The sequence below is a fragment of the Enterococcus sp. DIV0970a genome, from assembly GCF_051711265.1.
Classification (GTDB): domain Bacteria; phylum Bacillota; class Bacilli; order Lactobacillales; family Enterococcaceae; genus Enterococcus_D; species Enterococcus_D casseliflavus.
The window spans coordinates 1426292-1438645 of record NZ_JBIOMF010000001.1; the positions used below are offsets into that span (position 1 = coordinate 1426292).

16 protein-coding genes are annotated in these 12354 nt (G+C 43.7%); all 16 read left to right on the forward strand.

Features of this window, described 5'->3' with window-relative positions; all coding sequences use genetic code 11:
- The first annotated feature begins 6 nt into the window (after window positions 1–6).
- The 16 genes from fabF (at window position 7) to IGK14_RS06745 (ending at window position 12339) form a co-directional block, all read left to right on the forward strand.
- Window positions 7–1245 carry a beta-ketoacyl-ACP synthase II gene (fabF, locus tag IGK14_RS06670; protein ID WP_005235583.1) on the forward strand — a complete coding sequence of 413 codons (1239 nt, stop codon included), beginning with the start codon at window positions 7–9 and terminating at the stop codon, window positions 1243–1245.
- The gene (gene accB / locus IGK14_RS06675; RefSeq protein ID WP_128487921.1) at window positions 1246–1728 is read left to right on the forward strand and encodes an acetyl-CoA carboxylase biotin carboxyl carrier protein; all 483 of its coding nucleotides are present in this window, start codon (window positions 1246–1248) and stop codon (window positions 1726–1728) included. It abuts the gene before it with no gap.
- A gap of 4 nt (window positions 1729–1732) precedes the next feature.
- Window positions 1733–2161 carry a 3-hydroxyacyl-ACP dehydratase FabZ gene (fabZ, locus tag IGK14_RS06680; RefSeq protein ID WP_005225895.1) on the forward strand — a complete coding sequence of 143 codons (429 nt, stop codon included), beginning with the start codon at window positions 1733–1735 and terminating at the stop codon, window positions 2159–2161.
- 7 nt (window positions 2162–2168) lie between these two features.
- Window positions 2169–3533: an acetyl-CoA carboxylase biotin carboxylase subunit gene (locus tag IGK14_RS06685; protein ID WP_005225896.1), complete on the forward strand. Its 1365-nt coding sequence runs from the start codon at window positions 2169–2171 to the stop codon at window positions 3531–3533.
- 12 nt (window positions 3534–3545) lie between these two features.
- Window positions 3546–4415: an acetyl-CoA carboxylase, carboxyltransferase subunit beta gene (gene accD, locus IGK14_RS06690; RefSeq protein ID WP_005225897.1), complete on the forward strand. Its 870-nt coding sequence runs from the start codon at window positions 3546–3548 to the stop codon at window positions 4413–4415.
- Window positions 4408–5193, forward strand: a complete 786-nt coding sequence (locus tag IGK14_RS06695) for an acetyl-CoA carboxylase carboxyl transferase subunit alpha (RefSeq protein ID WP_015509573.1) — start codon at window positions 4408–4410, stop codon at window positions 5191–5193. The genes accD and IGK14_RS06695 overlap by 8 nt, the downstream gene beginning before the upstream one ends.
- A gap of 190 nt (window positions 5194–5383) precedes the next feature.
- Window positions 5384–6229 carry a transporter substrate-binding domain-containing protein gene (locus tag IGK14_RS06700; protein ID WP_005225899.1) on the forward strand — a complete coding sequence of 282 codons (846 nt, stop codon included), beginning with the start codon at window positions 5384–5386 and terminating at the stop codon, window positions 6227–6229.
- Window positions 6230–6251: 22 nt separating this feature from the next.
- Window positions 6252–6941, forward strand: a complete 690-nt coding sequence (locus tag IGK14_RS06705) for an amino acid ABC transporter permease (protein WP_154694430.1) — start codon at window positions 6252–6254, stop codon at window positions 6939–6941.
- 16 nt (window positions 6942–6957) lie between these two features.
- On the forward strand, window positions 6958–7683 hold the full coding sequence (locus IGK14_RS06710) for an amino acid ABC transporter ATP-binding protein (RefSeq protein WP_154694431.1): 726 nt from the start codon (window positions 6958–6960) through the stop codon (window positions 7681–7683).
- Between the two features lie 360 nt (window positions 7684–8043).
- Window positions 8044–8568 (forward strand): YqeG family HAD IIIA-type phosphatase, encoded by a 525-nt coding sequence (locus IGK14_RS06715; protein ID WP_154694432.1) that lies wholly within the window; start codon window positions 8044–8046, stop codon window positions 8566–8568.
- A 1-nt stretch (window position 8569) separates the two neighbouring features.
- The gene (gene yqeH, locus IGK14_RS06720; RefSeq protein ID WP_154694433.1) at window positions 8570–9688 is read left to right on the forward strand and encodes a ribosome biogenesis GTPase YqeH; all 1119 of its coding nucleotides are present in this window, start codon (window positions 8570–8572) and stop codon (window positions 9686–9688) included.
- 15 nt (window positions 9689–9703) lie between these two features.
- Entirely contained in the window at window positions 9704–10015 is a 312-nt protein-coding gene (gene yhbY, locus IGK14_RS06725; RefSeq protein ID WP_154694434.1) for a ribosome assembly RNA-binding protein YhbY, read from the forward strand.
- Window positions 10016–10027: 12 nt separating this feature from the next.
- Window positions 10028–10669 carry a nicotinate-nucleotide adenylyltransferase gene (locus tag IGK14_RS06730; protein ID WP_005225906.1) on the forward strand — a complete coding sequence of 214 codons (642 nt, stop codon included), beginning with the start codon at window positions 10028–10030 and terminating at the stop codon, window positions 10667–10669.
- Window positions 10659–11258: a bis(5'-nucleosyl)-tetraphosphatase (symmetrical) YqeK gene (yqeK, locus tag IGK14_RS06735; RefSeq protein WP_005225907.1), complete on the forward strand. Its 600-nt coding sequence runs from the start codon at window positions 10659–10661 to the stop codon at window positions 11256–11258. The genes IGK14_RS06730 and yqeK overlap by 11 nt, the downstream gene beginning before the upstream one ends.
- Before the next feature lie 11 nt (window positions 11259–11269).
- On the forward strand, window positions 11270–11611 hold the full coding sequence (gene rsfS / locus IGK14_RS06740; protein WP_034695537.1) for a ribosome silencing factor: 342 nt from the start codon (window positions 11270–11272) through the stop codon (window positions 11609–11611).
- Entirely contained in the window at window positions 11611–12339 is a 729-nt protein-coding gene (locus IGK14_RS06745; protein ID WP_034695540.1) for a class I SAM-dependent DNA methyltransferase, read from the forward strand. Before rsfS ends, IGK14_RS06745 begins: the two co-directional genes overlap by 1 nt.
- The last annotated feature ends 15 nt before the right edge of the window (window positions 12340–12354 follow it).

Consider the following 12354-nt stretch of genomic DNA (forward strand, 5'->3'; position numbering starts at 1 on the left):
GAATAGATGAATCGAGTAGTAGTTACAGGATACGGCGTCACTTCTCCAATCGGAAATGACCCAGAAACATTTTTAGCAAGTTTACAAAACGGGACCAACGGCATCGGCCCGATTACAAAATTTGACGCAGAAGCAACAGGGATCTCAGTTGCCGCTGAAGTCAAAGATTTTCCGTTAGAAAAGTACTTCGTTAAAAAAGATACGAAGCGGATGGATCTTTTTTCCATTTATGGAATTTATGCGGCGTTAGAAGCGATGGAAATGGCGAAGTTAGATACAGAAACCATTGATGTGGATCGTTTTGGCGTGATGGTTGGTTCAGGGATCGGCGGCTTGCCAACGATTCAAGACCAAGTGATTCGGATGCATGACAAAGGAGCAAATCGGGTATCACCAATGTTCGTACCGATGTCGATCGTAAATATGGTTGCCGGCAACATTGCGTTACGGGTAGGTGCGAAAGGCATTTGTACGACGACTGTTTCCGCCTGTGCTTCTGGTACCCATTCAATCGGTGAAGCTTTTCGGAACATCAAACATGGCTACGCAGATGTCATGATCGCTGGTGGTTCAGAAGCGACGATCTGTGAAATCGGTATTGCTGGTTTTGCGTCTCTGACGGCGTTAACCACTGAATCAGACCCTGACAAAGCTTCCGTTCCGTTTGATAAAAATCGTAGTGGGTTTGTCATGGGTGAAGGCGCTGGCGTCTTCATTTTAGAATCATTGGCGCATGCGCAAAAACGTGGGGCAACGATTTTAGGTGAAGTCGTAGGGTACGGTGCGAACTGTGATGCCTACCATATGACTGCGCCAAATCCTGATGGATCAGGTGCTGGAAAAGCAATGAAATTGGCGATGCAAGAAGCATCGATCACCCCAGCTGAAGTTGGCTACATCAATGCCCACGGTACAAGCACGCCTGCCAATGACAGTGCAGAAGCGACATCGATCCAATACGGATTGGGCGAAGACTATAAAAAACCATATGTCAGCAGTACAAAGTCAATGACTGGTCATTTGCTTGGGGCGGCTGGTGGAATCGAAGCCATTGCTTCACTATTAGCATTACAACATCAATTTATTCCACCAACCATCAACGTGACAGAACAAGATCCTGAGATCGACTTGAACGTTGTTATCAATCAAAGCCAACCAGCAGAATTGACCTATGCCATGAGTAATTCACTTGGGTTTGGCGGTCATAATGCAGTGATCTTGCTGAAACGTTGGGAGGAAGCGTAATTGGAAACACATGAGGTAAAAGAGCTGCTCAGCCAATTCGATCAATCGACGTTAACTGAGCTTCAATTAAAAAAAGAGACATTTGAACTTTATTTTAATAAAAATACGACAAGTGGGCTACAAAGTGCATCCTCTGCACCTGCGCCTGCTCCTGCAGCGAATGCTGCGCCAACTCCTGTTGCACCAACGCCTGCTGTCTCAGCAACACCGGACACAGTAGAAACGGCAAAACCTGTTTTAGAGGGCAAAGAAGTTGTCTCTCCATTAGTGGGTGTCGTTTATTTGAAACCAAGTCCTGATAAAGACAACTTCAAACAAATCGGCGATCACGTGAAAAAAGGTGATATTCTCTGTATCGTTGAAGCGATGAAAGTCATGAATGAAATCGTCAGCGACGTCGATGGCGAATTAGTTGAAGTCTTGGTTGAAAGCGAACAAATCGTTGAATACAATCAACCATTATTCCGTGTGAAAGAAGGGTAAAGCAATGAGCGCATTAACGATTCAAGAAATCAAAGAAATCATCCCTCATCGTTATCCGATGCTTTTAGTGGATCGGGTAGAGGAGTTAGAAGAAGGCAAACGGGTCGTTGCGAAGAAAAACGTTACTATCAATGAGCCGTTTTTCCAAGGTCATTTTCCCCATGAACCAGTGATGCCCGGAGTATTGATCGTGGAAGCAATGGCGCAAGCAGGTGCTGTAGCATTGCTATCATTGGAAGATTTTCGTGGGAAAACTGCCTACTTTGGCGGTTTAGACAAAGCGAAATTCAGAAAAAAAGTAACACCAGGCGATACCTTGATCTTAGAAGTAGAAATAATCAAAGTGAAATCTGCAGCTGGCATCGGCAAAGGAATTGCCTATGTTGATGGGAAAAAAGTGGCGGAAGCAGAATTGACTTTCATGATTGGATAGGTGAGACATGTTTTCTAAAGTATTGATCGCAAACCGTGGCGAAATCGCCGTACGTATCATTCGCGCTTGTCGCGAATTAGGTATTCAAACGGTCGCCGTTTATTCAGAAGCAGATAAAGAAGCGTTGCATACAGAGCTTGCCGATGAAGCGATTTGTATCGGACCTGCCAAAGCAGCCGACTCTTATTTGAATGTACAGCAGATCCTAAGCGCTGCGATCGTCACAAAGGCTGAGGCGATCCATCCTGGATTTGGCTTCCTTTCAGAGAATAGCCGCTTTGCTGCGATGTGCGAGGAATGCAATATCGTCTTTATTGGGCCAAAGAGTGAGACTATCGATGCAATGGGAAACAAAATCAATGCAAGACGCTTGATGATCGAAGCAGAAGTACCGGTCATTCCCGGAAGCAAAGGCGCGATTTCTGATGTGGAAGAAGCTTTAACGATTGCTGAAGAGATTGGTTACCCAGTCATGCTCAAAGCTGCGGCCGGCGGTGGCGGTAAAGGGATACGGAAAGTCGCCGATAAAGAAGCATTGCCTCATCATTTTGCTTCGGCGCAGCAAGAAGCGAAAGCGGCATTTGGCAACGATGAAATGTACATTGAAAAAATCATTTATCCTGCTCGACACATAGAAGTGCAAGTGTTAGGTGATTCTTTTGGTAATATTATCCACCTTGGTGAACGCGATTGCTCGCTACAACGCAACAACCAAAAAGTGTTGGAAGAATCCCCTTCTGTGGTGATTTCTGAAAGCAAGCGAGCAGAACTAGGAGAAGCAGCGGTGCGTGCCGCACAAGCGGTAGGGTATCGTAATGCTGGCACGATCGAGTTTTTAATGGCGGACACTGGGGAGTTTTATTTCATGGAAATGAACACTCGAATCCAAGTGGAACACCCGATCACCGAAATGGTGACAAACATTGATTTAGTCAAAAAACAACTTGAAGTCGCTAGTGGTGAACCGCTAGGTTTGACGCAAGCAGACATCAAGATGACGGGCGCGGCGATCGAATGTCGGATCAATGCAGAAAATCCAGCCTTCAATTTTGCACCGTCACCAGGCAAGATCAACAATTTGTTTTTACCAAGTGGCGGCCTAGGCGTTCGTGTAGACAGTGCCATGTATTCTGGCTACACGATTCCACCTTATTATGATTCTATGATCGCTAAAGTGATCGTTCACGGCGAGAACCGTTTCGAAGCGTTGATGAAGATGCAGCGGGCGTTAGCCGAATTAGTGACCGATGGTGTCATTACGAATGCAGAATTCCAAATGGACTTGATCAGTCACCCGAAAGTGATTGCGGGAGACTATACAACCGCCTTTTTACAAGAGGAATTTCTGCCAAATTGGACACCTGAACAATAGGAGGGAAGATGAGTGGCTTTATTTAAGAAGAAAAACTACATTCGCATCAATCCTAATCGAGGTCAGCTGCCAACGAACGAACCAGTCGTACCAGATAATCTTTGGGCGAAATGTCCTAGTTGCAAACGAACGCTTTATACGAAGGAGATGGGGGCAGAGAAAGTCTGTCCTCACTGCGGGTATAATTTCCGAATCAGTGCCTGGGAACGGATCGCTATCACGATTGATGAGAAAAGTTTTGAAGAATGGGACACAGATGTAACCACAAAAGATCCTCTTGATTTTCCTGGATATTTGGATAAAGTCGCACAAATGCAAGAAAAAACTGGGTTGCATGAGGCTGTCCTCACAGGAGAAGCAAAAGTTCAAGGATTGCCTTTAGCGATCGGGATCATGGATGCGAATTTCATCATGGGCAGTATGGGAACGGTCGTGGGGGAGAAGATCACCCGTTTGTTTGAACGTGCGATCGAAAAACAGCTACCAGTTGTTCTTTTTACCGCTTCAGGTGGTGCGCGGATGCAAGAAGGAATTTTGTCGCTGATGCAAATGGCAAAAATCTCTGCCGCGGTAAAACGCCACAGTAAAGCTGGCTTGTTTTATCTAACGGTTTTAACGGACCCGACAACCGGTGGCGTCACCGCTAGTTTTGCGATGGAAGGGGATATCATCCTGGCAGAACCGCAAGCCTTGATCGGTTTTGCTGGACGACGTGTGATTGAACAAACCATTCGTCAGGAACTACCTGAAGACTTTCAAAAGGCAGAGTTTCTGTTAGATCATGGCTTTGTCGATCAAATCGTTCCACGGACGAACTTGCGGGAGAAAATCCACCATTTGATTTCTTTGCATACGCGGAAAGGATGGGATCGCAATGACTAGAGCAGCCCACGAGATCGTTGAACTCGCTCGCAGCAAAGACCGTTTGACGGCACTGGATTACTTTGACGGCATTTTTTCTGAGTTTGAAGAGTTTCATGGAGACCGTCTGTTTGGCGAAGATGAAGCCGTTGTTGGCGGCATTGCTTGTTTAGATGGCAAGCCAGTGACCGTGATCGGTATTCAAAAAGGCCGTAATCTGCCTGAAAATTTACGCAGAAACTTTGGCTCACCACATCCTGAAGGTTATCGCAAAGCGTTACGCTTAATGAAGCAAGCAGAAAAATTTCAGCGACCTGTGGTCACATTGATCAATACAGCAGGGGCGTTTTGCGGTATTGGCGCGGAAGAGCGCGGAGAAGGCGAAGCGATTGCCCGTAACTTGATGGAAATGTCCGATTTAACGGTGCCGATCTTGGCAATCATCATTGGTGAAGGCGGCAGCGGCGGTGCCTTAGCACTGGCATTAGGCGATGAGGTTTGGATGATGGAACATTCGATCTATGCCATTTTATCTCCCGAAGGCTTTGCTTCGATCCTATGGAAAGATGGCAGCCGTGCCAAAGAAGCTGCTGGCTTGATGAAGATCACAGCTCAAGAACTATATGAACTCGGTGTTATTGAAAAAGTGATTGCTGAAACCCATGAAGAGGCCTTTTTACCGAAAGAGCAATTGATGGAACAGATGAAAGCGGCAATTTCAAAGAAACTTGCCGAACTTTCTACCTTGCAAACAGATGAATTGCTTGAGGCAAGGTATCAACGTTTTCGCCGATTTTAAAAACTAGGATATCCACTCTGATTAGAGGATGGGTATCCTAGTATTTTTTTATTAAAAGTGTTATTGAATAAATCGTACAAATGGCGAAGTTTTTAGTTTAAAATTTAATTATTCTGTGCTATTATGTATATATTCTGAATATAAGAAGATTATATTGCATAAATATTTGTTTTGAAGAGGAGCGTTTTTAATGAAAAAATTATTTGGAGCACTTGTTGTATTGACGGGGATTTTGGTTTTAGGAGCTTGTGGGAATGGCGGCTCATCGAGTACTGGAAGTTCTAGTGCCAGCGGTTCGGCGGATAATCAATTGGAAGCCATCAAAGCAGCTGGTGTGTTAAATGTGGCAACTTCTGCTGACTTTGCCCCGTTTGAATTTCATGCCTTGATCGATGGCAAAGATACGATCGTGGGCGCAGATATCGATATGGTCAATGAGATCGCTGATCGTCTTGGTGTCGAAGTGAATATTTTGGACCTTGATTTCAATGCTGTTTTGACTGCTTTGCAACAAGGGAAAGCCGATATCGCTGTTTCAGGCATCTCAGCAACTGACGAACGTAAACAGACTTTTGATTTCACCGATAACTATTTTACACCAGAACAAAAATTAGTTGTTAATAAAAACAATGAATCGGCATTTGATTCAATCGAAAGCTTGTCTGGCAAAAAAGTAGGCGCTCAAAAAGGCTCGATCCAAGAAATGATCGTTCAAGATCAATTAGCTGATTCGCAATTGGTTTCCATCGCCAAAGTTCCGAATCTAGTCAATGAATTGAAACAAGGCTCGATCGACGGTTTGGTCCTTGAAAGTGCGGTTGCTGAATCGTATGTTGCACAAAATGATGACCTCGTGATCACTGATGTAGCATTAGAAGCATCTGAAGGCGATTCTTATGCAATTGCTTTACCTAAAGGGAGTACCGAATTACAAGAAGAACTAAACAGTATTTTGAAAGAATTGATTGAAGATGGTACAATCGATGAGTATGTACAAAAGAACACAGATCTAGCCAACGAAAATGCGGCGCAATAGATAGAACGGAGTAGACACAATTATGGATTTATCCTTTTTAGCGATATATTACCCTTATTTTCTTTCTGGTGTGGTGATCACCATCGTGATCTCTATCATCACCGTGATCTTTGGAACGATTCTAGGGGTGATTTTCGCCCTAATGAAATTATCAAAAGTGACGCCTTTGCGCTGGTTTTCTAATGCGTATATTGAAGTCATCCGCGGCACACCGATGCTGGTGCAGATATTGATCGCTTTTGGTCTTTTGCAAGGAATGTTTGCCTTGCCGACGGTCTCGATCGGCGTGTTGAGTCTTGATTTTGGGCGGCTATTTCCTGGGATCATTGCGCTCTCGCTTAATTCTGGGGCATATGTTGCTGAGATCGTCCGAGGGGGAATCAATGCCGTTGATTACGGTCAAACAGAAGCGGCGGGTTCTTTAGGGTTGCGGCCTTTTCAAACGATGCGTTATGTTGTATTGCCACAAGCACTACGCAACATTTTGCCGCCACTAGGCAATGAATTTATCGTTTTGATCAAGGATTCCTCTTTGCTTTCAACGATCGGCATCTACGAGCTGATGAACAGTGCGCAGATCGTTGTCACCAGTTCTTTCCAACCATTAACGCCTTTCTATGTGGCGGCGGTCATTTACTTCATCTTGACGTTTACGACTTCGCGACTATTGAGTTTATGGGAAAAGAAACTAGGCAAAGGCTATCGTCGTTAAAAGGAGAAGACAAGCTATGATGTTAGATATTCAAGATTTACACAAAACCTTTGGCAGCAATCAAGTGCTAAAAGGGATCACAACGACGATCGCTCAAGGAGAAGTCGTTGTGGTGATTGGGCCATCTGGGTCAGGAAAAAGCACGTTTTTACGCTGTTTGAACCTATTAGAAGTACCGACAAGCGGAAAAATCTTTTTTGAAGGAACCGATATTACCGATCCAAAGAATGATTTGTATAAGATGCGTGAAAAAATGGGTATGGTATTTCAAAATTTTAATCTTTTTCCGAATATGACAGTTTTAGAAAACATTACTTTGTCCCCGACGAAAGTCAAGAAGGTAGCAAAATCGGCGGCTGATCAGTTGGCAAAACAACTACTAAATGATGTCGGCTTACCAGACAAAGCAAAAGCCTATCCTCAAAGTCTTTCTGGAGGACAAATGCAACGGATCGCTATCGCACGAGCCTTGGCAATGGAACCAGACGTGATGCTCTTTGATGAACCGACTTCAGCGTTAGACCCTGAAATGGTTGGCGAAGTATTGTCCGTCATGCAGCGTTTGGCTCAGCAAGGAATGACGATGGTCATCGTCACTCATGAAATGGGCTTTGCGAAGGAAGTCGCGGATCGGATTTTATTTATGGATCAGGGAATCATTATGGAGGAAGGAACGCCAGAACAGCTCTTTGATCATCCGAAAAACCCGAGAACCATTGATTTTTTAAGTAAAGTATTGTAAAATGCGAGAAGCTCGCAGTTGCAAATGACAATTTTGAACTTTTTCTAAGCATCCTTTCAGTAAAAGGATGCTTTTTTGACGGAAAAAAAGACTACTTTAAAGAAGTGATGGAACAAACTGTTGTTTCGACACCTTCGTTTTTCAGTTCTTTTACAAGAAACCTGCAGAAACTAGCGCACTTGCTAGTATTCAAAAAGATTCTATTGTATAATTACAGGTTGAAGAGGTCTGATCCTTTTAGAAACTGCCTGCTTGCTTGTCAACAGCTAGTACGGTTTCTTTTTAAAGATCGACTATGTGGATCGATGACTAGTCGCCGACTTTTAACATGCGAAGAAATCAGATAGTAAAGGAGATTCTATGTTTTCAAATTATAAACCGACTTGGATGGTCGATGCGATTTATAAAATCACCCCTAGCCAACTAAAGGCACAGGGGATCAAAGGGATTTTGACCGATCTTGATAATACCTTGATTGCTTGGAACAATCCTGACGGAACCGAAGAACTAAAAAACTGGCTACTGGAAATGAAAAATGCTGGGATACCGGTAGTTGTCGTTTCCAACAACAATAGTGAACGAGTGGCACGGGCAGTTGCGCCCTTTGGTTTAAAGTACGTACACCGCGCATTAAAACCCTTTTCAAGAGGGATCAAACAAGGCTATCAACAATTAGGCTTGGAAAAAGAAGAGGTCGTGATGATCGGCGATCAAATCATGACGGATGTACGAGGTGCCAATCGTGCCGGTGTTCGCAGTATTTTAGTGAAACCAGTGATCCCAACGGATTCTTGGAAAACCCAATTTAATCGAGCCGCAGAAAGAAAAATCATGAACTATTTATTGAAGCACAACCCAGAGTTAAAATGGCGTGGAGGAATTTAATATGACAGAAGGAATCGAAGAAATTCACTGTATCGGCTGCGGGGCAGTGATTCAGACAACGAACCCCAATGAATTGGGCTACACCCCGCAATCCGCATTAGAAAAAGGACTTGAATCAGGAGAAGTCTATTGTCAACGCTGCTTCCGTTTGCGCCATTACAATGAGATCCAAGATGTTTCCCTTACCGACGATGATTTTCTGCGTCTACTGAATGAAATCGGGGAAAAAGAAGCCTTGATCGTTAATGTCGTTGATATTTTCGATTTTAATGGTTCATTGATCCCAGGACTGCACCGCTTTGTCGGCAATAATCCTGTTTTATTAGTGGGCAACAAGGTGGATATTTTGCCAAAATCTTTGAAAAAATCGAAGATGACCCAATGGATGAAGGAACGTGCTCATGAAGCTGGTTTAAGACCCTTCGATGTATTATTGACGAGTGCCAAGAAGCCAGGTGAAACGGAAGCTTTACTGCAAGCGATCGAAACGTATCGTGAAGGACGCGATGTCTATGTGGTGGGTGTGACGAATGTTGGAAAATCAACATTGATCAATCAAATCATCAAACAAACAGCGGGGATCAACGAATTGATCACGACTTCGCGTTTCCCAGGAACCACATTGGATAAAATCGAGATTCCATTGGATGACGGACACTTCTTGATCGACACACCAGGAATCATTCATCGTCATCAAATGGCGCATTATTTAGGTAAAAAAGATCTGAAAATCGTGGCACCAGCCAAAGAGATCAAACCAAAGGTGTATCAGTTGAATCCAGAACAAACTTTGTTCTTAGGAGGACTTGCCCGATTTGATTTCATTCAAGGAGAACGCAGTTCATTTATTGCTTATGTAGCAAATGATGTGGCGATCCATCGGACCAAATTAACGAAAGCCGATGAGTTTTATGAGAAACATGTTGGTGGGCTGCTGCAGCCGCCGCGAGCAGATGAAGTGGCGGATTTTCCTGAACTCGTCCGTTTCGAATTTTCAATCAAAGAAAAAACCGATATCGTTTTTGCTGGACTTGGCTGGATCACGATCACCAAACCGTGTGTCATCGCTGGGTGGGCGCCAAAGGGTGTCGATGTGCTTAGACGTAAAGCATTAGTATAAGGAAGAAGGAAGAATATGGACTTACGAGGAAAACAAAAAAGATTTTTACGAAGTGAAGCGCACCATTTAAACCCGATTTTTCAAATCGGCAAAGGCGGCTTGAATGACGCGATGATGGCGCAAATTGAAGAAGCGCTAGAAAAACGAGAATTGATCAAAGTCTCATTGCTCCAAAATACCGATGAGGTTGCTGACGAAGCAGCTGATACGATCCGTGAGAAAGTCGGCTGTGAAGTGGTACAGATCATCGGACGAGTGATCGTTTTATTCAAACCGTCAAGCAAAGAAAAATACCAAACGATTTCAAGCAAAGTTCGTTCAATTTAGGAGGGAGAAGGCATGCAAGGACAAACATTTGGTAAGGTACAAACGGTTTTAGAGACACAAACACAAGAACTTGTACCGAAAAAGCAAGTGGGCATTCTTGGTGGGAATTTTAATCCAGTACACTACGCACATCTGGTCATGGGTGAGCAAGTAGGGCAAGCATTAGGGCTGGATAAAGTTTATTTCATGCCTGAGTATTTACCGCCTCATGTTGATGAGAAAAAGACGATCCCAGCTGAGCACCGCTTGGCGATGTTGGAGTTGGCGATCGCCGATAATCCGCGATTTGCTGTAGAGACCATTGAGTTGGAACGAAAAGGTAAGAGTTATACGGTTGATACGATGCGGGAATTGACAGCTAAGAATCCAGATACCAATTATTATTTTATCATTGGCGGGGATATGGTGAACTATTTACCAAAATGGCATCAAATCGATGAGCTGATGGAATTGGTGACTTTTGTGGGGGTTCGTCGTCCAGAAGTGCCGATCGATAGCCCATACCCGATTATTTGGATCGATATCCCGCTAATGGATGTCAGCTCAACAACAATTCGTAAAAAAGTGCAACAAGGTTGTTCGGTTCGCTACTTATTGCCAGATAATGTGTTACACTATATTCAAGAAAAGGGGTTGTACTTGGATGAAGAGTGAACACTACACACAAGCAGAACGGGAACTTTTGATGCAAAAGGTCCAAATGCAGATGAGTCAAAAGCGCTTTGAGCATGTGTTAGGTGTCGAAAAAACGGCCGTTGCCCTTGCGGAAAAATATGGTGCTTCACCGGTCAAAGCCAGCATCGCCGCCTTGACGCATGATTATGCGAAAGAACGCAGCGATGAAGAATTTCAATTAGTCATTCGTAGAGACGGATTCGACTTGGATCTCTTGAACTGGAACAATGCTATCTGGCATGGACTCGTCGGTGCTGATTTCGTTCAACGAGAATTAGAAATCGATGACGAAGAAATCTTACAAGCGATCCGTTTGCACACCACCGGAGCTGCTAAGATGAGCCTGTTAGATAAAATCATCTATGTGGCAGATTATATCGAACCCGGACGTACGTTTCCTGGAGTCGTTGAAGCCAGAGAGATCGCAATGATTGACTTAGATGCCGCTGTTGCTTACGAAACGAAACATACCTTGCTTCATTTGATCGAAACAGAAGCAGTTATCTACCCAAAAACGATCGAAACCTACAATTTTTGGGTAGCCAAATATAGGAGGGAATTACCATAGATAGTCAGAAAATATTAGAAATTGCTGTAAAAGCCGCCGATTCAAAACATGCCGAAGATATTATGGCATTAGATGTGCGGGAAATCTCTTTGCTAGCAGATTACTTTGTGATCTGTTCAGGAAATAGCGAACGTCAAATCAATGCGATCATTGATGAAGTCATCGATAAAGAAGAAGAAAATCAAGTATCTGTTCGCCGTGTCGAAGGAAAAGATGGTGGAAAATGGGTCTTGATCGACTTAGGTGACGTGATCGTTCACGTATTCAGTGCCTCAGAACGTGCTTTTTACAACCTAGAAAAATTATGGTCTGATGCGCCGCTTGTGGATCTTAATGAATGGGTCGTGGCGTAATGGCTTACGAAACCTTCGCATTTGTCTATGACGAAGTAATGGATTCCAGTCTCTATAAAAAGTGGCTGGATTTTTCTTGTCGTCATTTAGGAAAAAGAAAACAGCTGTTAGAATTGGCTTGTGGAACTGGTGCGTTAGCCGTTGAGTTTGCCAAGGCTGGTTTTGACGTGACTGGGTTAGATCTTTCAGAAGAGATGCTGATGATCGCTAGTCAACGGGCTGAAAAAGAAGAGGCGGCTGTGCAATTTGTTGCGGGTGACATGCTGGATCTCGTAGATGTTGGCACCTATCAAGCAATTACCTGCTATTCTGACTCCCTTTGCTACATGGAAGACGAGCAGAGTGTGCAGCAAGTGTTTGATGGTGTTTACAGTTGTTTAGAAGAAGATGGCGTCTTTTTATTTGATGTGCATTCCGTATATCAAATCGATGAAGTCTTTCCTGATTATAGCTATCATTACCAAACCGATGAATTTGCCTTTCTTTGGGAAAGCTATCAAGGCGAAAAAGACCATAGCATTGAACACTTCTTGACCTTTTTTGTTGCACAAGAGAATGGGTTGTTTGAACGCTTAGATGAGCTTCATCAAGAAAGAACCTATCCTCTTGAAAGCTATTTAAGAATGTTAGAAAATGCTGGTTTTGCTAATGTTGAATGCTATGCTGATTTTATCGATACGAAACCAAATGAAAAAAGCCGTCGCTGGTTTTTTGTCTGCCATAAGTAACCGTTATGTAAAACA

Coding starts and splice junctions, on each gene's coding strand:
- fabF (WP_005235583.1), top strand. CDS start 7: ATGAATCGAGTAGTAGTTACAGGATACGGCGTCACTTCTCCAATCGGA.
- fabZ (WP_005225895.1), top strand. CDS start 1,733: ATGAGCGCATTAACGATTCAAGAAATCAAAGAAATCATCCCTCATCGT.
- IGK14_RS06685 (WP_005225896.1), top strand. CDS start 2,169: ATGTTTTCTAAAGTATTGATCGCAAACCGTGGCGAAATCGCCGTACGT.
- IGK14_RS06695 (WP_015509573.1), top strand. CDS start 4,408: ATGACTAGAGCAGCCCACGAGATCGTTGAACTCGCTCGCAGCAAAGAC.
- IGK14_RS06700 (WP_005225899.1), top strand. CDS start 5,384: ATGAAAAAATTATTTGGAGCACTTGTTGTATTGACGGGGATTTTGGTT.
- IGK14_RS06705 (WP_154694430.1), top strand. CDS start 6,252: ATGGATTTATCCTTTTTAGCGATATATTACCCTTATTTTCTTTCTGGT.
- IGK14_RS06710 (WP_154694431.1), top strand. CDS start 6,958: ATGATGTTAGATATTCAAGATTTACACAAAACCTTTGGCAGCAATCAA.
- IGK14_RS06715 (WP_154694432.1), top strand. CDS start 8,044: ATGTTTTCAAATTATAAACCGACTTGGATGGTCGATGCGATTTATAAA.
- yqeH (WP_154694433.1), top strand. CDS start 8,570: ATGACAGAAGGAATCGAAGAAATTCACTGTATCGGCTGCGGGGCAGTG.
- yhbY (WP_154694434.1), top strand. CDS start 9,704: ATGGACTTACGAGGAAAACAAAAAAGATTTTTACGAAGTGAAGCGCAC.
- IGK14_RS06730 (WP_005225906.1), top strand. CDS start 10,028: ATGCAAGGACAAACATTTGGTAAGGTACAAACGGTTTTAGAGACACAA.
- yqeK (WP_005225907.1), top strand. CDS start 10,659: ATGAAGAGTGAACACTACACACAAGCAGAACGGGAACTTTTGATGCAA.
- IGK14_RS06745 (WP_034695540.1), top strand. CDS start 11,611: ATGGCTTACGAAACCTTCGCATTTGTCTATGACGAAGTAATGGATTCC.